At 51.3% G+C, this 21,965-nt stretch carries 9 protein-coding genes; 5 read left to right on the forward strand and 4 right to left on the reverse strand.

Features of this window, described 5'->3' with window-relative positions:
- Positions 1-4: 4 nt before the first annotated feature.
- The 3 genes from J7L64_06265 (at position 5) to J7L64_06275 (ending at position 5,517) form a co-directional block, all read left to right on the forward strand.
- The gene (locus tag J7L64_06265) at positions 5-1,693 is read left to right on the forward strand and encodes an FAD-dependent oxidoreductase (protein ID MCD6451946.1); all 1,689 of its coding nucleotides are present in this window, start codon (positions 5-7) and stop codon (positions 1,691-1,693) included.
- Entirely contained in the window at positions 1,690-4,077 is a 2,388-nt protein-coding gene (locus J7L64_06270) for an FAD-dependent oxidoreductase (protein ID MCD6451947.1), read from the forward strand. Before J7L64_06265 ends, J7L64_06270 begins: the two co-directional genes overlap by 4 nt.
- 123 nt (positions 4,078-4,200) lie before the next feature.
- A complete protein-coding gene (locus J7L64_06275; protein ID MCD6451948.1) occupies positions 4,201-5,517 on the forward strand; it encodes an NADP-dependent malic enzyme in 1,317 nt (438 codons plus the stop codon).
- Between the two features lie 192 nt (positions 5,518-5,709).
- Here the strand turns inward: J7L64_06275 and J7L64_06280 are convergent, their stop codons facing one another.
- Both J7L64_06280 and J7L64_06285 read right to left on the reverse strand, forming a co-directional pair.
- Positions 5,710-10,110, reverse strand: a complete 4,401-nt coding sequence (locus tag J7L64_06280) for a hypothetical protein (protein MCD6451949.1) — start codon at positions 10,108-10,110, stop codon at positions 5,710-5,712.
- Entirely contained in the window at positions 10,107-11,363 is a 1,257-nt protein-coding gene (locus J7L64_06285; GenBank protein ID MCD6451950.1) for a HEAT repeat domain-containing protein, read from the reverse strand. The genes J7L64_06280 and J7L64_06285 overlap by 4 nt, the downstream gene beginning before the upstream one ends.
- Before the next feature lie 346 nt (positions 11,364-11,709).
- Here J7L64_06285 and J7L64_06290 point away from each other — a divergent pair, with 346 nt between their 5' ends.
- Positions 11,710-13,845, forward strand: a complete 2,136-nt coding sequence (locus J7L64_06290; protein MCD6451951.1) for a GWxTD domain-containing protein — start codon at positions 11,710-11,712, stop codon at positions 13,843-13,845.
- 4 nt (positions 13,846-13,849) lie between these two features.
- On the opposite strand, the gene J7L64_06295 is transcribed toward J7L64_06290, so the two are convergent.
- A complete protein-coding gene (locus J7L64_06295) occupies positions 13,850-16,393 on the reverse strand; it encodes a sulfatase-like hydrolase/transferase (GenBank protein ID MCD6451952.1) in 2,544 nt (847 codons plus the stop codon).
- Entirely contained in the window at positions 16,394-18,796 is a 2,403-nt protein-coding gene (locus tag J7L64_06300; GenBank protein ID MCD6451953.1) for a sulfatase-like hydrolase/transferase, read from the reverse strand.
- 374 nt (positions 18,797-19,170) lie between these two features.
- Between J7L64_06300 and J7L64_06305 the strand changes: the two genes are divergently transcribed.
- On the forward strand, positions 19,171-21,840 hold the full coding sequence (locus tag J7L64_06305) for a TonB-dependent receptor (protein MCD6451954.1): 2,670 nt from the start codon (positions 19,171-19,173) through the stop codon (positions 21,838-21,840).
- Positions 21,841-21,965: the final 125 nt, after the last annotated feature.

A 21,965-nucleotide genomic window follows, 5' to 3' on the forward strand; every position in this document is an offset into this window, starting at 1 on the left:
AAAGATGGAGAAAAAGGGTGTATTAGTCGTCGGCGGAGGCATCGCCGGGCTGGAGGCAGCGCTCGATTTAGCTGAGCTCGGCGTGGATGTCTATCTACTTGAGCGGGAGGAGAGGCTTGGGGGAAGGGGAGAAAAGCTTTCCCTTGTCGCTCCCTCCGAGCTTCCTGCCCGTCTTCTCCTTGCGAGGAGGGTGGCTAAGGCTGTTCTTAACCCCCGGATTCATATCATCTCTAATGGGTCTATAGAGGAGGTGAAGAAGGAGGAGGATGGGTTTATAATCTCCCTTTCCAAGGAGCCCACCTTGGTTAATGACGATTGTATCTCCTGTGGCGCTTGTGCTCGGGTTTGTCCCATCAAGCCTTACTCCCAGTTTGAGGAAGGGCTTCTCCAGCGCTCCGCAGTGGATAGGGAAGACAGAGCAAGCTACCCCCCCTATTTCGGGATCGTAAGGGAGACCCCGCCCTGTTCCCTTGCCTGTCCTGCGGGGATCGATGTGAGGCGTTATGTGAGTCTCATCGCTGAAGGGAAGTTCGCCGAGGCGATCGCTGTGGTTAGGGAGAGGAACCCCCTTCCCTCGGTTTGCGGCAGGGTCTGTCCTCATCCCTGTGAAGCCGCTTGCAATCGAGGTTTGGTCGATGAGCCGATAGCGATAGAAGCCCTGAAGAGGTTCGTCGCCGACTACGAGATAGCGTTGAGAGAAAGGGGGGAATTTACCTACCCCAAGCCAAAGGAAAAGAACGGGTTTAAGGTGGCGGTGGTTGGATCTGGTCCTGCCGGTCTTACCTGTGCCCATGACCTCGCCCTTATGGGCTATCAGGTGGTTATCTTTGAGAAGGAGAAGGTGGCTGGTGGTATGATGTATCTCGGCATCCCTGAATTTCGGCTCCCCCGTGATGTCCTTGCCCACGATATCGAATATATCGAGAAGCTGGGGGTTGAGATAAGGCTCAATACCCCCATCGGTCCTGATCTCAGCCTGGATGATCTTTTCGAGCAGGGTTTCTCCGCTATATTCATCGCCACCGGTGCCTATGAGGGATATAAACTTGGAGTGCCTGGCGAGGAGGAGTATTCGGGAGTGGTCGATTGCATCAAGTTCCTCCGTGAGGTGAATTTGGGGAGAAAGGAAAAGCCCGGGGATAAGGTGGTCGTTATCGGGGGCGGAAATTCAGCGATCGATGCCGCTAGGGTGGCGCTTAGGCTTGGTGCTTCCGAGGTTACCATCCTCTACCGTCGTTCCCGGAAGGAGATGCCTGCTAACCCCTGGGAGGTGATTGAGGCGGAGCGGGAGGGTGTTCGTATCCATTTTCTCGCTGCACCGACCAGGATACTGGGGAGAGATGGGAAGGTTACTGGGATGGAGTGTGTGAGGATGGAGTTGGGCAAACTTGACGCCAGCGGAAGAAGGCGTCCCGTCCCCATCCCGGGTTCTGAATTCACCATTTCCTGCGATTTCATCATCCCGGCTATCTCCCAACAGCCGGATGTCTCCTTTCTCGGGGAGGATCACGGGCTTGAGATATCCCGTTGGAACTCCATCGAGGTCGACCCGGGGACGATGGCTACTGCACGTCCAGGTGTATTCGCTGGAGGCGATGTGGTTACTGGACCAAGAACGGTAGTCGAGGCGATAGCCGCAGGCCATAAGGCGGCTAAGGGCATCGACCGTTATATAAAGGAGGGCGTGAGATGAAGAGGCGGAAGTTCATCCCGGATTATAAAGATATTCCCAAAAAGAGAGAAGCTATTCCTCACCTCTCAATTGCCGAACGAAGAGGTAATTTTAACGAGGTTGAGCTTACCTTTCCTGAGGAGCGGGCGGTATCCGAAGCCTCTCGCTGCCTTACCTGCAGGAAGTGCATTGGTTGTGGTTTATGCGCCACTGTCTGTCCTGTTTCCGCCATAGATTATAACCGGGAAAAGAAGAGGATAACACTCGCAGTTGAGGCGGTGGTGCTTGCCCCTGGCGCTTCTGAATTCGATGCGGGAAGGAAAAAGGAATTTGGCTACCGGGAGTTTGCCAATGTTTTTACCTCGTTGGAGGTGGAGCGTATGCTCGATCCCGACGGTCCTTACGGAGGGTTGTTCCTCCGAGCCTCAGATGGAGAGATTCCGGCTAAGGTGGGGATCGTCCTCTGCGTTGGTTCGCGCGAAGAGGGTATTGGTGCCCCCTATTGCTCCACCATATGTTGTAATAGTGCTTTGAAGCAAGCACGGACAATAATAAGGAGATACCCCAAAGCTGAGATAACTATCTTCCACCGGGATATAAGGACCAATGGCTTTGGTTCCGAGGCCTATCTCCGTTCTCTTGAATCCCTCAGTAAGGTAGATTTTATATACGGGAGGATCACCTCCCTTGAGGAGGATGAGAGGAATCAGGATATCATCATTCGCTATGAGGATGGGGAGGGTAGAAAAGAACGAGCTCGATTCTCGGCGGTGGTGCTTGCGACTGGGCTCCGTGCCCCAGATGATGCGAGGAAGCTCGCCTCTTTATTCGGCATCAAGCTAAATCGGTATCGTTTTGCCGAGACTACCTCTTTCTCCCCGATCGAGACCGATAACCCCCGGGTAGTGGTGGCAGGGACATTCACCGGTCCCAAAGGGGTGGAAGAAGCGGTGCGGGAAGGAACAGCGGCAGCTGCGGTGGTTGCTCCTCGCCTTGCTCGAGAGGAGATACCTTCAACCAAAGCCACGGGGGAGGAAACGGTTGGAGAAGGAGGGGTGGGCGTCTTTATATGCGAGCATTCCCTCCGTCATCTTAAACTCGATCCCAGGGTGATTTCGGGGAGGATCAGGTCTGTTTCCCAGGTCTCCTATGTGAGGAGTTTCCCCTTCCTTGGAGATTTCCTCTCCACTAAGGAGATAAAGAAGGTGGTGTCTACTAAGGGGTTCTCCCGGTTGATCCTTATCACCGTCCTTCCTGAAGCTGTATTCGAGAGGAGGCATTTCGCCAAGGGGGTAGGATTTTTGGAAGAGGCGATCTTTTTCGTCAACCCCTCCAAATTGAGGGACGAAGAGGAGATAGTAGCTAAAGTGGAGGAGAGCCTTCACCTTGATCCTCGAAAGGAAAGGAAGATGCCCAGTTCCTCCTCCGCATTGGTTGTCGGAGGTGGGGTGGCAGGGCTTGAGGCTGCCCTGACCCTCTCTTCATTAGGACATCCGGTGCATCTGGTTGCTGAGGCTGAAGAGTTAGGAGGTCTCTTTAAGGATAGTTACTTCACCCTTTATGAAGAAGATGTACAGGCTGCTGTCTCAAAGCTAATATCCGCTGTTGAGGAGGACCCAAATATAAAGATCTATCTGAGATCAGAGGTGGCGGATGTATCAAAAAGGGAGGGGGATTTCCTCGTCAAACTCTCTCAAAGTGACGAACCCCTTACCGTAGGCGTCATCCTCGTAGCTACCGAGGGGAAGGTCTGTACCCCAACCGTCTGTGGTTATGGAAAAGACCCTCGGGTGATCACCCAATGGGAGCTTGAGGAAAAGCTTGCTAAGGGGACCTTTTCCGCTCGCCGGGTGGCGATGATCCAGTGCATCCGCGGTAGCGAGGATTATACTCTTTCCTACTGTAGCAGGCTTTGTTGCCCCTCGGCAGTAAAGAATGCGCTTAAGATTAAGGAGCTCTCTCCAGATACCGATGTATCGATAGTCCATTCTGGTCTTCGCCTCTTTGGCTTTGCCGAGGATTATCTCGAGAAGGCGAAGGAAAAGGGGGTGCGTTTCTTCCGGGTTTCGAAATTCCCTACCTTTGACTCCGCCGAGGTGCTTAAGCTCAGGTTTAAGACGATCGCTGGTGAGGAGTTGAATCTCTCCCCGGATGTGATAGTTCTTGCCACCGGAGTCCTTCCCAGCCCAAGGAATGTGGAGCTTGCCCACATCCTCGGACTAACGACCACCAAGGAGGGTTTCATCAAACCTGAAGCGCCACTTTTCCCCTCTCTTTCCGCTTCCTCCGGTGTTTTCTTTGCTGGTTTTGCCGAGGCTCCGATGGAGGTGCGAGATGCGGTGGTCTCAGGACGGGCAGCGGGGATGAAGGCTGGGTTATTCCTTAGGGGAAAAGATAAACCCTAAAATTTTACTTGATTTCAGGAGTGGAGGGAGATAGAATAAACTGCTTCCCCAAAGGGGGGAAGCAGGTTAATTTTTATGGGAGGTCTTTATCGTTAACTTTATAGTAGTAAGGAGAAGGGTAAAATGAAAATTAAGCCTGTAAAGTATACCGTTGAAGAGGCGTTAGCTTATCATGCTAATAACTTCAGCGGTGGCGGAAAAATAGAGGTTATAAGTAAGGTTCCGGCACGGAACGCCTATGATCTCACCCTTGCTTATACCCCTGGCGTTGCTGAACCATGCAAGGTCATCGAAAAGGATCCGGAGAAGGTCCACGACTACACCGCCAGGGACAATTTGGTGGCGGTGTTGACCGATGGAACTGCTATTCTCGGTCTGGGTAATATTGGTCCCCAGGCGGGGATGCCGGTTATGGAAGGTAAGGCGGTTCTCTTCAAGATGCTCGCCGGTGTCGATGCCTTCCCCCTTTGTATCGGCACCACCGATACCGAGGAGATCATCAAGTTCGCAAAGTGGATCGAGCCCACCTTCGGTGGGATCAATCTGGAGGATATCTCTGCTCCTCGGTGTTTTGATATCCTTAGCAGGTTGAGAAAAGAGCTCGATGTCCCCGTATTCCATGATGATCAGCAGGGGACGGCGGTAGTGGTTCTCGCCGGTCTTATCAACGCCTTGAAGATCGTGGGAAAGAAACTTGAGGATATTAAAGTCGCTGTCTCCGGTGCCGGAGCTTCCGGTATTTATGTGACCAAGCTGATTATGGGCGCTGGCGTACGGGATGCGGTTCTCGTTGATACCAAGGGGATCATCTACGAGGGAAGAAAGGAGAATATGAACCCCTACAAGGAGGAGATCGCCCGTACCACCAATAGGGAGAAGAAAAAAGGCGGTATTGCTGAGGCCCTTGAGGGTGCCGATGTGTTCCTCGGCCTTTCGGTTGCCGGGCTGGTGACCAAGGATATGGTGAAGCGGATGGAGAAGGATCCGATCGTGTTCGCGATGGCTAACCCGGTACCCGAGATCATGCCTGAGGAGGCGCTCGAGGCAGGTGCCAAGGTTATCGCTACCGGCAGATCCGACTATCCCAACCAGATCAACAATGTTCTCGGCTTCCCTGGTATCTTCCGCGGCGCCCTCGACGCGAAGGCTACCGATGTGAACGAAGAGATGCTCTATGCTGCCGCCCATGCCCTTGCTAATCTGATTCCCGATGACGAAGTCCGTGAAGACTACATCATCACCCACCCGGTCGATCCCAAGGTGATGCCCGCTGAGGCAGCAGCGGTTGCCGAGGCAGCGGTGAAGACTGGTGTTGCCCGGAAGAAGGTCACCTATCAGGAGGTTTACGAGCACACCAAGAAGCTGGTCGAGGTGAACCGCGAGCGTTACGATATGATGGAGGAGATCTGGAAGAAGCACGGAATACTCCCGAAGAAATAAAAAGGGGTGGAATCAGAAGGGGAGGAAGATCTTCTTCCTCCCCTTTTTCTTTTGATGTTTTAGAAAACTAAGACTTCTTCCCCTTCTCCAGTTGCTCCCTCAAGGCGGCCAATTTCCTTTTTCTCGCCTTTTCCTTTCGATGGTGTTTTTTGAGCACCATCTTCTTCTTTTTGTTCATACATTCACCTCCCCTTAATATTTTAGCTTGATCTCACCGGATATTATCCACGGTTTTTCTGGAAGGTTCGCCGGAATGACCGGACGCCTTCGATATATGGTAAGCCTCCCCCCGTTTCGATACTCCTCTCCCTCCCTCTTTATCTCAAAGGAGGAGGTAGCAAGCATCCTCGCCGTTGCCTCATCGCAGATGAGATGTGCCCTCGAGGCGAGCTCACAGTAGGCTCCGTAAGGGGTTTCATCCGCTGTCTCCGTTACCCATTCGAGACCGGTGATGTTGGGGAAGCGAGCCATAAAGGAGCGTGAGCTTGGGCTCTTGTTCTTCGCCGGGAAGTAGACGAGGAGATGGTTATAGTAGGCGGTTTCGAAGTGCTTGGGAAGTGGTTTCTCTCCGTATTTCAGATATACCTTCCGGAACTCCTCGTTCCACCAGTCGATCGTCCTGCCCGCCGGATCACGGAAGCGGTTGTTTGCCAGGAGGGTGGTGATCATCTCTCGATGCCCCACCGCAAGGGCGAGTGTCTCCGGGTAGTCCGGGTCGGGTATCGCTATCTCGATCATCTTCCCCGGGTGTGCCGGATCATCTATCCTTCGCTTCGTTCCCAGAAAGCCATGGAAGGTGTAGAAGAGGGCGCGAGGGATCAGATAACTGGGAAAGTCCGGTGGGGCATAACCGGCGAATGGCTGAACCCACTCGTGGGAGGGAAAGGTATGGTTGTTGCCGAAGACATCGGGAAGGAAAAGACGGAACATCTTGAGCCTCGCCAGCCCTTCGCGATACTTGGGCGGTTTGGAGAAGACGAATCTCCCGTTTTCCACGGTAAATTTGGGATAGGAGACATTTACCCCAACCGAGTTGTACCTTCCCGCATGGAGCATCCATAGCGGGGTAATCTTTCGCAGTTGGTCGTGGATCGCTGTTCCATCTACATTCTCTATGGGGATGGCGACGAGGTTTATCTTTTTGAGGAGCTTCAGGTAATCTTTATCGCTGGTAATAAGCTCAATAAGCTTGAGGATGGCGTTGGTCGAGGTTACCTCGTTCGCATGTTGTCTTCCTAAGGCGAAGTAGGTCGGTTTATAGGTAATCAGCTTCGGTATCGAGCGAAGCATCCCCACCTTGGGCAGGGTAACCGTCATCCCATAGACCTTTCTCCCCTGGTAGGATTCCGAGAGGGGGAAGAGGATAACTCCGGGGTGGCGAGCGAGCTTCCTCATTATCCCTACCGACTCCTCATAGCCGATGGGGCGATCGAGAGGGACGGGGTATTCCTCCTCTTCCTTTTTGGATTGAACCACGCTTTTTACCTTTTGCGCTACCTTTATGCCTCTCGTTAACATCTTTTTCCCGTCCAGGATGAGGAACTCCATCCGGGATAGATCGGGATAATTGAAGACCTCCTGGGCTATCCCCTGCTTTTTGAGGAGGTTAAGAGCGTCCACCATTTCTCCTCCCTTTTCCGCATCATCTACCAAGAGCCGGAGAAGTAGGGAGTGTGCCTTCTCCCCCTTGATCACCAAGCCGATGGTGGAGGGCCTTCTAAGCCGTAAGGAAAGCTTACGCCCCTCAAGGTCGGTATCCCGGAACTTGACCCCGGAGAGCTTTACCTCTTTTTGCCCGACGACCATCTTGGGGAAGTCCGCCTGGTTCACATTGAACGATACCGAAAATCTCCCCGCTCTTCCTAAATATCTCTCGTCAGGATGGACTACCGGTAGCACCAGCCCCGGGGTGGTAAAGGGTTTTTGGGGACCCAAGAGCTCCTCGCCGAGCGCCTTGAAGAAATCCAGGGTGACGAAGTAGAGGTCCTCCGAGATCGCCTCGAGGGAGGAGATCCGTTCCTGCCTTATCCCCTTTGGGTTTTCCGGGGCTAAATCGCGGTAGGTGTAGTTCATCTTCCCACCCAGGGGATAAACGGGGAAATCGCTTTCGCTTAAGGCGAGATCGAACCTGAGGAGGCTGAAGAAGGGCTGTTTCTCCTTTATCTTTGAATCGCGGGGGAAACCGGTGATCTTGAGGACGAGGTTTCTGAAGGTGGGGAGAAGCTCCCTCTGGTAGATCTCCCACACCCGCTCCAAATCGGTTTTGATCCTCTTCTTTAAGATCGATCTTTCCCCTTGTTTCACCTCAACGAATCCGGTGGGGACGCGGACCCTCCCATAGTATCGGTTGCGAGAAAGAAATGGGGGAAGGAGTTCTCCTGGGGCATCAGGGTAATCGCGGAAATAATCCTGCTCCTTTAGGGGTGGGGAGAAGGAATCGATGGTGATCTCCTTTTTTCTCTCATCTACCACCTTTATCTGGTAGATGGGTTTATTTTTATCGTACCTTTTTTCCTTGAATACTACCTGATCCCGGCTTATCCCAAGTTCTTGGGCGAAGACATCGTCTATCGGATAGAGCTCAGCCAGGAAGCGGTTGGGAAGCTCCTTGTCATAACGGCGTGCTCTTTTGTTCTCATAGGGCTCCCTTACGCTGGGGAACTTCTGGTAGCTTATCACTATCTTCTTTATTTTTCCTTTATATCTCTTGAGCTTGGGAAGTACCCCGTAAGCCAACCAGCTGAAGCCGGGTTTATAGGCATTCAGGATGGTGATCTTTATTTTATCCTTCTTTATCCCCTGTTCTAACAATATCCTTTCTATCCTTGAGGATAGTTCAGCCCTCACCTTCGGTGGTTCACTCACCAATGCGAAGATGAGAACCGGTTTCTCCGGGGAGAGCTTTGAACTCACCTGAGAGACGAGCCTGATTAATTCGTTTCCCTCCCAGGGTATTTGGAAGCTCTTTTTGAATATCGGTTTCGGGTCTTTCCTCCTTATCGTGGAGACCTTTACCTTTTGCCCGAATCTTTCCTCGATGAGGGTGGATAACTTCTCCGGAAGCCCCTTTCCTGGCGCCTCAAGATATAGTTTTATTTGAGGTTTCCCCGAGAGAGGAAGCTTTTTAAGGTTTATTATTGCCGAGGCGAGCTGTCCCGCGGTCGCTCCCTTGCCTCCTATCTCGTCGGCAGTGAAGAAGCGAAGCGCTTCCTCTTCCACATCCTCGAGGGTGGTCCCACCGAGCTCAGCCTTCCCCAGGTAGGGGAGACGGTGGGCGAGGAAATAGCAGGCGCTTCTCACCCCCTTATCCGTTTTCCCGGTTGCGATGAGCACTGTCTCCTTCTTCCTCCACCCCTTGGGAACGATGCCGAGGAGCCCCTCATCCCCTTTAAGGGTGAGAAGGTTCAATCTGCCCTTTTTTATAAGGGATTTTATAAGTGGCTCATCCCTCTTCCCCACAATGATCGGGTTGGTGATGGGTTCACCCTCTTTAAGCTCCTCCTTGAAGGTGGCGATGGGGAAGATGATCCCGGTTGCTGAAAGCCCGATGCGGGAGGCGATGGCGAGAACCCCCTGGGCTATCTCAAGGGAGGTTTCGGTGAAGATTATCCGGGTATCGGTTCTTTCGGGAAGGAGACTTCCCCTTCCTGTTTTATCCTTGGTATCGCTGTAGATACCCTCGAGGCTATAGAAGGTGGAAAGATCGAAATCCTTTTTCCCTTCGCTCGCCTCAAGTGGAGGAAGCACCCGCTTCTTGGAACCTCCCACTCGAGGGATGACGATCGATACCTCTTTTCCCTTGGTAGAGAGCATCAGCTCGAGCTCGGAAAGACGGGGAAACGAAAGCTCCTTTTCCCTTTTCCCCTTAAAATGGGAGGAGACGAGCTCCCTTAAAATGATGTTTGCCCTTTTAAGATCCTCCTCATCCTTAAGCGATACCTCGAGCGATAGCCGGCGGAGCTCATCCCCCTTTCCATAGATCGCCTTGACCGTTCGAACCGTCTTAGGGGCGATCTTCTCCTTTTTGAGGAAAGAGGAGACCTCTTTCTCTACCTCGCTTATTTTTCCCTTCTTCGGAGAGAAGAGATAGGGGAGGCGGAAGGAGAGACCGCGCCCCGCCCGCCTCAAACCCTCTTCATCCCGCCCGATAATGAGGATGAAAGGTTTTCCCTTGGATTGGAGAAGGCGCACCATCCCCTCGCCGGGGGAGAGCTTCTCCAACTCTTCCTTCACCCCGAGTGAGGAGAGGAGCGTGTTGGGAGGGGATATGATTATAGGGATTTTCCTCCCCCTAAGCCCCTCGTCAAGAGTGGCGCTAATGGGGAGGTCGAGCTCCGTTGTCTCAAAGCCGAGTCGTAAAGCGACCTCAGCACCTGTTGCTATCTCCGCTGGGGATGGTTTTTCAGGGAGCACGATCACCCCATTTATCCCGTCTGGGACATCATCGTTGTTTCTGTCCTGAAGGAGGTTCCCTATCCGGTAAAGGGAGGAGAGGGAAAGAGGAGCTTTCCCCTCTTCAGAGGAAGACGCTTTTACCCCGAAAGAAAGGAGGGCTATCACAAGTAGGATCAGAGATATCCTTAGGTTTCTCATTTTGTTTCTCCCCCGGTTAGGGCAATGGCTTTGATGATTAGGGATGAGGAGATGATCTGCTCCTCCTTGTTTCCTTTAGTAAGGAGGTTGTTTAGCCTCCTCATCCCCTTCTCATCGCCGAGAAGGGCGAGGGCTACTGATGCCTTTATCCGTACCTCTCTCTCCCGGTCGGAGAGAAGCTCCCTTAATTGGGGTATCTTCTCTTTGGCGCCGATTACCCCCATAGCAAAAGCGGTTTCCCCCCTTACCAAGGGTGAGGGATGGTTCAAGAAGGGGGTTAGAGCTTTCACCACCATGGGAGAGGGAAAGAGAGAAAGTGCTTTTATCGCTTCGGTTATTATCCTCCACTCAGGATCGGCTAACGCCTTGTTGAAGAGAGGTATGTCCTCTTTCCTCTTCAGGGAGGAGAGGGAGGAGATAGCAGTAAGCCTTACCTCAGGCTTCTTATCGCTGATGAGGAAAGCCAATATCTCCGCCCGGCGTTTCGCTGTCTCCTTTCCCCAACGCCCATTTTCCTTGAGGGCTGAGGCAAGGGCTTCCCTTACTCGAGCCGATTTATCCTTCTTCATATTCTCTATTAGATTAAGTCCCTTTTCTCCACCCCTTTCGCCGATTAATAGGATCACCACCCTTCTTACCTCTGGCTCTTTCGAAGAGAGGAGTTTTTTAAGCTCCGTTTCCGCTTTTTTATCCCCTGCCTCAAGGAGGGCTGAATAAGAAGCAGTGCGAACCCGGAAGTCGGGGTGCTTTATGAGTTTTTTAAGAGGGGCAAGGGGATACTTCCCCTTGTTCGGGGAAAGGGTATAGCAGGAGGCGATCTTCAACTGATATTCTGAACTCCTGGCAAAAGATCGGGCGATGGGAAAGCCAATACCAGGAGAAAGCTTGGATAAAGCAAGAAGCGCGTGATAGCGGACAAGCCAGCTACCGTCGTTTTTCGCGAGCAAAGAAAGCCGGGGGATGACCTTTTCCTCCCCCGGTTCAAGATAGGAGAAAACGCGCACCGCCTCCGCCCTTACCACCTCTTCTCTATCCTCGGTCATCCTGAGGAGGAAGGGGAGAAATAAGGAGGGAAGCGGGGAAACCGCCCTAACCGCGCTGAGCCTTATCCTGAAATCTGGCTCCCCCCCTGCCTTTTCTATCACCTTCTTCGCTTTATCAAAGGGGAGCCTCTCTTTCTCTACTTTTTCCCCCATCAGCGGCAGGGAAAGAAAAAGTATAAAAAATAATGATAAGAAGATCCTTCCTTTCATCGGTAGGCTCCATCCGGATGGTTTTCGTCCCATTATAGTTAGGAAGATGTCCCCTGGTCAAGGAGGGGATCTGCCTTAATCTGCTTAGCCTCCCGAGGTGTATCTCCTGAGATACAAGAATCATCGGTTAAGGGATTTCGAGAAGGCGAAGGAGATGTTTGAGCTCTCCTTGAAGGAGGATCCTGACCAACTGCTCGCCCTTAAAGAGCTTGAGGTGGTAAAAGCCAGGCTTAGGAACCCTGCTATCGGTTGATCCCTATCATTATTTGGACCTTTAGAGGTCCTTATTGGGTTTGCTCTTCGCTCACTTTTCAATTACAATTGATATTTGGAGGAGGAAGTTAAGATGAGGCGTTTTTGGGTCTTCGTTGGTGCGTTATTAATCATTATCTCGTTTGTGCTTTCCCCTGTTTGTTTGGCATCTCCCGCTGTTTCGGGTGAGAAGGAGGCGATTAAGAAACTTCCCAAGAAGCACCGGAAGTGGCTGGAAGAGGTGACCTATATAATCACCAAGAAGGAGAGGGAAGCGTTTCTCTCCCTGAAGAGTGATAAGATGCGAGACAAGTTCATCGAGTTATTCTGGAAGATGCGAGATCCCACTCCGGGGACGAAGAAAAACGAGTTCAAGGAGGAGTTTTACAAGAGATTTGAGTACGCCAATAAGTTCTTGGGGCGGGAGACCTATAAGCCGGGCTGGAAGACCGATAGGGGGAGGATATATATCCTTCTTGGTCCCCCGCGGGACATCCAGCGGTTTGATAATACCCAGTACACCTACCCCATTGAGCTTTGGCACTACGATTCCGGTGGGCTTCCTGGGTTACCTGCATTTTTCCACCTTATCTTCTTCAAGCGTAACGGGGTGGGGGAGTTTGTCCTCTACGACCCTATACGCGATGGAGTTGAGGAGCTATTGCTCCCATCGATGACCTTAGACCGGGGACTGGGGGCGGCTTATCAGCTTCTTCGTCAAGTGAGTCCGGAGCTCGCCCGAGCTGCCCTTTCTCTCGATGATGGGGAGCCGGTTGATTTCTACTCCCTTCATCCGAGCTTAGCATCGACCGTACTTTTGGGTAAGATAGCTACCCTGCCCGAGAGGTTGATCCATTCGGATTATGTGGACAATTTTTTGAAAGGAATACCAACCGTTCGAGTAGAGTACAGCTATCGTCTTATCACCCTTTCCTCCTCTCTGAACACCTTCCGGGATGAGTTGGGGAATTACTTCTTACACTTCGCTTTAGGAGTTGAGCCGAAGAATGTATCGCTTGGCAAATATAAAGATAAGTATTATGGCGCTTTTGAGATCGTTGGTGATATTTCCGATCTCAATGGCAAGATAATAGCGAAGATAAACGATGAGGTAGAGCTCAATCTTAGTGAGGAGGAGTTTAAGAAGGTGAGAAGCTCCTCCTTTGTATTTGAGGGGAAGAAGGTAATTCTTCCCGGAAGGTACAGGGTTAAGCTGTATCTCAGGAACAATGTCTCCCGGGAATACGGTGTGGTTGAAGGTACTATAGATGTACCTGAGCCATCGTCCGACCTGGTACAGGTCTCAACCCCTCTTCTTGCCTTCAAGGTATTAAAGCCAAACCGGCGGTATTCCGATAAGCGGAAGCCATTTGAGATGGGTAACTTCCTGTTTCTTGCCAATCCCATTAGCCTTTTCCCTCAGGGAAGTAAGCTCTATCTTTTCTATCAGGTGTATCTGCCCCGTGAGGGGAGCATCTCTCCTTATTCCCTTTCCGCCCGTTACGATATCCTGCAGCAGAAGAAGCTCATCTCCTCTGAGGAGGAGTTTCTGGGTAGCTACTATTCGGGTAAGGAGAAGGTGTTCAATATTGTAAAGCCGATACCCCTTTCTTTTCCTCCAGGTGAGTACCAATTGAAGGTGGTCGTTATCTCCGGGGGGAAGGAGATTGCTGAGACGAAGCCAATATCGTTCACCATATCCCCTTATCCCAAGCTACCTGCTCCCTATATCTATGCCAAGGATTTTCCCCCGGGGTTCTCCTCCTTATACAATTACCAGAGGGGTAAAGAGTACTTAGCCCTTGGTAAAAGAGAAGAGGCAGAGCGAGAGTTCCGCGAAGCGCTGAAGAAAAACGGCGATTTCGTGGCGGCGAGAAAGGAGCTTGTTCAGCTTTACCTCGATGGCAAGAAATATAAAGAGGTGATAGACCTCCTCGAGCCAGTGGTGCTCAAGTCGCCGAATGATTATGAGATACTGATGGCGCTTGGCCTATCCTATAGAGGCCTCGGAGAATACTATGATGCCATCCGCTATTACGAACGGGCGCGGATGGTAAAGGGCAGGGATGCTCCGGTTGGTTTGCTTAATCAATTAGGAGAGGTGTATCAAAAATCGGGAAACCTTAAAAAGGCAAAGGAGATATTTGAACTTTCCCTGAAGAAGAAAGCTAATCAACCACTGATTACAAAGAAGCTGGAAGAGATAAAGAAGAAACTAAATAGCGGTTAGCTTTTTACCGATTGCTTCCTCCTCCCGTTTCCAGTTTACGAGCGAGGGCTACCTCACGGCGAGCCTCTTCGTATCTTCCCAAGCGATTGTAGATATCCGCTAATATGTAGTGACCTAAGGGAGCAAGTGATGAGGGCGGGTTGAGAGAGAGCCCCTTCTTGGCTAAGGATATCGCTTCCTTTAAGTTTTCTCCTTTATCGAGGTATGCTTTAGCGAGGAAGAGATAGCCCACAGCCAAATCGGGGGATAGCTCAATAGATTTCTTAAGCTCTGCGATCTCTCCTTCCCTGTCTCCGAGCTTCCCTAACAATCTTCCTAAGTTGTAGTGGGCTTTGTAGTTATCGGGATAATATTCTATCTCCTTCTCGTATTCCTTCTTCGCCTCCTCGTAGGCTCCTTTGTCTTCATAGAGCTGTGCCAAATTGAAGTGGACCTTGGGGAACTTGGGGGCGAGTTCGATCGCCCTTTTAAACTCCTTCTCCGCCCGTGCTAAATCCCCTCGTTTGTAGTAAATGACGCCAAGCCCATTGTGGGCTAAAGGAAGTTCCTCCTTCAGGGAAAGTGCCTTTACGAAATATTTATAGGCTGACTGATGATCCCCCTTCTCCATATAGATATCCGCTATCTGGACATAGGAGGTATATTCCTTTGGATTGAGTTGGGAGAGTCGGAGGAAGCCGGCGAGCGCCTCATCCAGTTTTCCCATTTGGCGATAGGTGTTTGCTAGGTTGAAGACGGCGATGGAATAGTCGGGTTTTAGTTTTAATGTCTCCTTGAACTCCGCGATCGCTTTATCCATCTCCCCGAGGTCCTTATAAACCGTCGCCAGGGTGAAGTGGGCATCGACGATGTTTGGATCCTCCGCTATTATCTCCTTAAGCTTTTCCTCTGCCAGTTGGTATTCTTTATTGTTGAGGAATTCCCGGGCAATGCCCATTGCCCGGAAGAGGTGGATCTTGTCCTTGGGGTCGGGTGGCTTCCCTTCATAGGAGCCGACCGGTGCCCCAGCACCGACATAGCCAAGTGCCCGAAGTCGAGCGATTGTTTCCGGATCAAGTTGCTCCACCCGTTTTGCCTTTCCCTTTTGGGAGTAACGCTTGATCACCGTCTCCAGGGTGAGCTTAAGTTTTCTCGCAATATCCTTTTTCTCCTCGATGAGGTTATTAAGCTCCATAGGATCGGTGATAAGGTCGTAGAGCTCTGGCTTTGGAGCATCGATGTATTTATACCTTCGGGTCTGGATCGCTTTCAATTCGCTCCAACCGTAATGGAATCTGGGAAAGTAGCTTTCGGAGTAGGCGGTTATTGTACCTTTAGCTTTCTTTCCAACCATTAGGGGGATAAGGCTTCTCCCCTCTATCTCTTTAGGTATAGGGATACCGAGAGCGTTGAGGATGGTGGGGGTGATGTCGATCGTCCTCACAAGCTCCGATATTCTTTCCCCTCGATATTTCCTCCCCGGGAAGCGAAAGATGAGGGGAACATGGGTGGTCGCTTCGTAGATGAAGAAGCCGTGAGTCGCCTCCTTATGTTCTCCCAGGCTTTCCCCATGGTCTCCTACCACTACAATTATCGTTTTGTCGAGGAGATCGTTCTTTTTGAGATAGTCGATAGCCTTTCCCACTAACATATCGGTGTAGGCTATCTCTCCGATATAGGGTCTTCCCATATACTCGCTCTTGAACGGCTCCGGAGGATCGTATGGGGTATGGGGGTCGTAGAAGTGGAGCCAGAGGAAGAACCTTTCCCCTTTATTTTTATCGAGCCAGGAGATGCCGTGTTTCAGAACTTCATCCCCTCGCCGCTGAATATCCCCTAAGCTGAATGACTTGAACTTCTTAATATCGAAGCTATCATAGTAGAAGTCAAACCCCTGAGCTAACCCCCATTTGGAGTCAAGGACATACGCACCCATTACCGCTCCGGTAGTGTACCCCTTCCCCTTCAGGATCTCAGCCAGGGTGGTCGCTTCATCTGGGAGGAAGTAGTAGCCGTTATCCTTCATCCCATGGTGGAGGGTATAGGTACCGGTCATTATAGAGGTGTGGGAAGGGAAGGTTAAGGGGACATCGCAGTGGGCGTCCTCAAATAATATCCCCTCCTCAGCCAGTTTATCCAGGTTTGGCGTCTTTATTTCGGGGAAGCCGTAACAAGCCAGTCGGTCCGCTCGAGTGGTATCCAGAGTGATGAGGAGGACATTGAGCTTTGACCGATCGACAGAGCCAATGAGCCCCTTTAGTTCCTTTTTAGAGATACCCGACTTTCCGGGTAGAGAAGGGAGGATGGCGAAGATGAGGAGGAGTACCAGCGCTACTCCCCCGGCGAGAATGAGGATGGTTTTTCGGGGAATAGGGAAAGCTTTTTCTTTCTTTTCTACTACGGCTTTTTCTTTCTTCGGGGAGCTTTCTTTATCCCGGATGAGGTTTAGCTCGGAAAGGGCTTTCCGTACCTTCTTCCTCGGGATGCCAAGGTGGGAGGCGAGCTCCTCATCCGACATCTTCTTGAAATTCTTCTTTAAGAATTTCCTCTGTTTTTTCGTCAGATTCATCTATTCCTCCCTCTTTAAGAGGTAGTAAGCCCCCCTTGCCTTGATTATTCCGCTTATCTCGCCCACCTTTAGGGAGAAGGCGACTTTCGAGAGTTCGGGAAGGAGGTCTTCTGGTGCGATAAAGCCGATATCCCCTCCCTCTTCGCTCGATGGATCAACCGAATACCTCCGAGCGAGTGAGGAAAAGCTTTTTCCCCCTGCCAGTTCCTTCCTTATTTTTTCCGCCAGAGCAAGATCGTTCACCTTTATCAGTCTGATCCTAATGTACCCTTCTTCCTTTTTCTTCATTATCTCTTTGATTTCGGAAAGAAGTGCCCTCGCCCTTGCCGAAGCGGGATCGAGCTTCAAGGCGAGTGTAAGTTCCTTCTTTGCCCCGGGGTAGTCCTTCATCCTTTTCTTATGTTCTGCCAGTTCTATGTGGGTGATGGGAGAGTTGGGGGCGGTATGCAGTAGCTCAGTCAGTTTCTTTTCCGCTAATTTATGTTTTCCTTCCTCATCATAAAGGCGAGCAAGGTTGGCTAAAGCGAGCTCCTTTCTGAAGCCGACCGCCACCGCCCGTTCGAGGATTGGGATCGCTTCTTTTTTTCTTCCCGTTTCGAGGAGGAGATCGGCTAAGTTGCCCAAGGTGGCGGGGTCGTTTGGGGCAAGCGTTAGCGCTTTTTTAAAGGTGGCAATTGCTTCTTCTCGCTTTCCATTATTACGATAGATCACTCCCAGGTTGAAATAGAGAAGGTGGGAGTTGGGGAAAATAGCGAGCCCCTTCTTTATCGTCCGAACCGCCTCGGCGAAGTCCCCCATCTCGGCATAGGTTCTCCCGATCTGGTAATAGGTATTGATGAAACCCGGAGATAGCTTTAGGGCAATTGCGTACTGCTCAAGTGCCCTCTTATACTGTTTCAGTTGACGGTAGGCGTTTCCTAAGTAATATCTGAGCTCGAAGCTGTTTTCGTTTATCTTGAGAAGGGGAAGGAGCCTTTTTAGTGCTTTCCTCGCCTCTCCCCTACCTAACTCCTTACTCGCGAGGATGAGGTTTCGCTCGTATCGATTGTAATCCTCAATCTTATCCTTTGGGTCAGCTAATGGTCCTTGTTTTTTCTTTAGGTTTTTTCGGACCACGGTACCACTTATGTAGCCCAAGGAGATCATCCTTTTGAGCGTCTCCTCGTCGGGAACAAGTCTTATCGCCCCTGCCCCCTCATCGTAGCCCGCGGTGAGCTTCTTGAGCTCATTAGAGAGCCTCCTTGCTACCGCTCGATACTTGGTGAAGAGGTTGTTTTTCTCCTTTGGATCGAGTGCCAGATTGTAAAGCTCCGGCTTCGGCGCCTCAATATATTTCCAATTCCCTTTTATGAGGCAGCGGAGCTTCCCCCAGCCGAAGTGGAGCCAAGGGTAGTAACTCTCCCCATACGAGGAGAGGTTTATCTTCTTACCTTTTATTAATGGAAGAAGACTTATCCCCTGAGCCCCTGTTTCCTTTCTGTAGTCTATTCCGAGGAAGTCGAGGATGGTGGGGAGGATGTCAATGCTCCGTACCAGTTCTGGGACTACTTTTCCCTGAGGGAGAACGCCTGGTAGAGAGATTATGAGGGGGATGTGCATTGCCCCCTCATAGACGAAGAAGCAGTGGTAGATCTCCTTATGCTCCCCAAGCATCTCCCCGTGGTCGGCGGTTAGGACGATCAGGGTGTTTCTCCTCAGTCCCATCGCCTTGAGCTGAGAGAGGAGTTTTCCCAGCTCGTGATCGGTATAGGCTATCTCCCCATCATAAGGGGTGTCTTTATAGAGTTTATCGTAGGGCGAAGGCGGGTTATAAGGGGCGTGAGGGTCGAAAAGGTGGAGCCAGAGGAAGAAGCGGTTCTCCCGATTCTCCTTTATAAAGGATAACCCCCTCTTCACTACCTCTGAAGCAGGTCGTTCCATCGAGAAGATATGGGTATAGGTAGCCCCTCCTGTTCTTTTAAAATTGTCGTAGTAATAATCAAATCCTTGGTCCAAGCCGAATTCGGAATCGAGAAGGAAGGAACCCACCACCGCTCCTGTTTTGTAGCTATGTCTCTTTAGCACTTCCGCTAAGGTGATGAGAGAGGGAGAAGCATGGTAAATAATGTTATCCCTCACTTGGTGGACGAAAGGGTAGGTTCCGGTCATTATCGAGGTATGGGAGGGAAGGGTGATGGGTACCTGGCAGTAGGTTCGGGCGAAGCGGATTCCGGAGGAGGCGAGTTTGTCGATGTTAGGGGTTTTTATCTTTTGGTATCCATAACAGCCGAGGTGGTCTGCCCTCAGGGTGTCAATGGTTATAAGAATGAGATTATATCTTGGTGGAGGTGTTTTCTCCTCCTGAGCGAGGATAAAAGGGGAGAGTAAGAAGCCGATTACCAGAGGTAAAACAATCCTTTTCATTGATCGCCTCCTTATTTTTTTAATATATCAGAAAAGGAAGGACTTAGTCAAGGAGACAAAAAGGGGTTGACTGAGGTTGATATCACAGTTTAATATATAATTGTTCTATGAGAGGTCCCTTTTTGATTCGGATTTTTGGATTTTTTATCCAAATTTTTGGATTGAAGGGGGAAGAGGAAAGGAGGAGAAGGAAAGAAGGTTCCTTAAGTTTTGTATTTCCAGAGGATAAAAAAAGGGGATTCTGGCTACTTGGTGGCACGAAATTTGTTTGTATAATAGAGATGGATTAATATTTTAAGAAAGGGGGTAGAGAAGCAGTTAAAAGATATCTAATGTTAACCCAAAACCTTTAAGAAAGGGAGGGATGTGAAGTTATGAAAGCCAAATTATTGGTCGTTCTGGTGGCGGTGGGGCTTCTTTTCTCCGCCGTTGCCTATGGCCAGATGGCTAAGATCACCGGTACCCTGCGTGGTGTGGTGAAAGACACCTCTGGTGCTGTTCTTCCTGGTGTGACCATTACCATCAATTCTCCAGCCTTGATCACACCGGACCTTACTGCTACCACTGACTCTACTGGCGTTTACCGTTTCCCCTCGCTTCCACCGGGCGTATATGAGGTGAAGGCAGAGCTCGAGGGCTTTCAGACGGTTATCCGTAAAGGGGTGGAGATCCACGCTGGTGTTACCACCACGGTCAACTTCACCCTGAAGGTGGCGGCGGTGGCGGAGACGATCACCGTTACTGCGGAGAGCCCGCTGGTCGATGTGAAGGAGTCGTCGGCGAGCGTAACCCTTAGTAAGAACCTGCTTGAGAACCTGCCGAGGCCTACCTTCGCCCTTGATGTGGAGGACTACGCGCCTGGCGTTAGTGGAACCAGTGCTTTTGGTGGTGCTGGTTCCGCAGCCAGCTCCTATCAGCTCGATGGCGTCGATGTTACCGATACCGAGGGTGGAACCCGCTGGGTCTTCCCCAACTACGACTGGTTCGAGGAGGTGCAGTTCGCTGGTATCGGCTTGAACGCCGAGTACGGGATGTTCACCGGGCAGGTATTCAACATCGTCACCAAGTCCGGTGGTAACGAGTTCCATGGGACCTTAACCGGCTACTTCGAGGGTGATGATTACCTCCCCGATGCCCTCACCTGGTCGAACTGGACCGATCCCAGCCTCGAGCCCCGTACCGTCCGTAAGCGCTACGAGGCGAGTGCTTCCGTCGGTGGTCCTATTATAAAGAACAAGTTCTGGTTCTTCGGTTCTGCGGAGAAGTACTACGAGAAGGTCTCCATCCTCTCTGTCGAGGGGAGTCAGCGGGAGCAGTGGAGCCCCCGTTACTTCATCAAGGGCACCTATCAGCTCAACCGGAACAACAAGGTATCCGGTTTCTACGAACGGGATATCTATGATGTAAGCGGTCGTGCTGCCAGTAGGTATAACCCGCCCGAGACCACCGTTACTGAGGATTCGCCCTCCAACTCCTGGAACGCTACCTGGACCTCCATCTTCAGCCAGAACACCCTGCTCGATGTCCGCTATGGTGCCTTCAAAGGGTACTATTACCTCACTCCAAACGGTAGCGGTTATCCTCACTACGATCTCGTCACCAACTATTACTCTGTTAACGCTATCTACTACTACTATGCTGATAGGAGAAGGGACCAGGTGAACGCTTCGCTCACCCACTTTGCGGACAACTTCCTGTTGAAGGGCGATAACCACGACTTCAAGTTCGGTGCCGAGTTCGAGCGGAGCTGGATGAGAGACAGAGGTGGTTACCCTGAGGGTAAAGCCTATTTCGATTGGAATGGTGCTCCCTATCTGATGTACGAGGGTGGAAGGTACGATATCGAGCCGAGGGTCCTTCGGTGGAGCTTCTTCGCTCAGGATTCCTGGACCATTAAGGAACGGCTTACCCTGAACCTTGGTATCCGCTTCGACTATGATACTGCTGGTTTCCCCGGTGAGAACCGGGATAAGCTGATGGTAACCAAGAACCCGGCGCCCAGGCTCGGCTTCGCCTATGACCTCTTCGGCGATGGCAAAGGCGCGGTGAAGGGTGGTTTCTTCCGCTACTACGCTCCCATCTTCAACGACTACATCTATGCGCTTTCTACTAATGTTGAGGACATCTACGGCTACTATTGGGATGGCGCTGATTGGCAACAGTTCCTCTACATACCCCATGTTCTTACCCGGGATATCGATCCCAACATCAAACAACCCTATGTCGATGAGATAAACTTCTCCTTCGAGCGCCAGCTACTCCCCGATCTTTCCCTGCGGGTGACCTATGTCCATCGCTATGAGCACAACATCATCTCCGATGTCGATCGGAGCATCCCCGATAACTACCAGGCGATGACCATCACTGATCCCGGCGAAGATGGGGTTACTGGTACTTCCGATGATCAGCAGGTCACCGTTTATAACTGTATTGACCCCAGCGAGCGGTTCTGGATAACGATGAACGCTCCTGGTGCCTATCGGAAGTACGATGGGTTGATCATCGTCGCCAACAAGAGGATGAGCAACAACTGGTTGATGATGGGTTCGGTCACCATCTCCCGGGCGAAGGGGAACATCACTACCGCAAGGGGTGGTGGCTCCGAGTGGGATGATATGAACTATGATCCCAGGTACAACAAGAACTACGACGGGAACACTGGCCTCACCCGGACGGTGATGGTGAAGGTGAACGCCACCTACTTCGCTCCTTGGGGGATCAACCTGAGCGCCTACTTCGATGTGAGGACCGGTGCCTTCTGGACACGGAGGCTCCGGGTTACCGGGCTGAACCAGGGTACGAGAACCATCTATGTCGAACCGCGTGGTTCCCACACCCTTGATACCGGCTACAACCTCGACCTCAGGATCGAGAAGCAGGTCGCCATCGGACCGGGCAATCTCCGCATCTCTGCTGACTTCTTCAATGTGTTCAACTCCGATCGGGTTACCGGTATTAATACCCTCACCGGCGCCTACTTCGGTGAGACTACCAACCTGGTCTATCCGCGTCGGCTCAGGCTCGGTGTCCGCTACATCTTCTAAGACCCGAGATATTCCGGGGGAGCGGCTTCGCTCCCCCTTTTCTTTTTTTGTCCCCTCTATAGGTAAAAGGCGATTGACATAATCGCCATTGTTCGATAAAATAAAAAAGGTAATTATGTTTTTTT

The organism is Acidobacteriota bacterium (assembly GCA_021161905.1).
Taxonomy (GTDB): domain Bacteria; phylum Acidobacteriota; class B3-B38; order Guanabaribacteriales; family JAGGZT01; genus JAGGZT01.

What these genes read in the sequence shown, in the direction of transcription:
- J7L64_06265 (MCD6451946.1), top strand. Translation starts at nt 5, where the DNA reads ATGGAGAAAAAGGGTGTATTAGTCGTCGGCGGAGGCATCGCCGGGCTG.
- J7L64_06270 (MCD6451947.1), top strand. Translation starts at nt 1,690, where the DNA reads ATGAAGAGGCGGAAGTTCATCCCGGATTATAAAGATATTCCCAAAAAG.
- J7L64_06275 (MCD6451948.1), top strand. Translation starts at nt 4,201, where the DNA reads ATGAAAATTAAGCCTGTAAAGTATACCGTTGAAGAGGCGTTAGCTTAT.
- J7L64_06280 (MCD6451949.1), bottom strand. Translation starts at nt 10,110, where the DNA reads ATGAGAAACCTAAGGATATCTCTGATCCTACTTGTGATAGCCCTCCTT.
- J7L64_06285 (MCD6451950.1), bottom strand. Translation starts at nt 11,363, where the DNA reads ATGAAAGGAAGGATCTTCTTATCATTATTTTTTATACTTTTTCTTTCC.
- J7L64_06290 (MCD6451951.1), top strand. Translation starts at nt 11,710, where the DNA reads ATGAGGCGTTTTTGGGTCTTCGTTGGTGCGTTATTAATCATTATCTCG.
- J7L64_06295 (MCD6451952.1), bottom strand. Translation starts at nt 16,393, where the DNA reads ATGAATCTGACGAAAAAACAGAGGAAATTCTTAAAGAAGAATTTCAAG.
- J7L64_06300 (MCD6451953.1), bottom strand. Translation starts at nt 18,796, where the DNA reads ATGAAAAGGATTGTTTTACCTCTGGTAATCGGCTTCTTACTCTCCCCT.
- J7L64_06305 (MCD6451954.1), top strand. Translation starts at nt 19,171, where the DNA reads ATGAAAGCCAAATTATTGGTCGTTCTGGTGGCGGTGGGGCTTCTTTTC.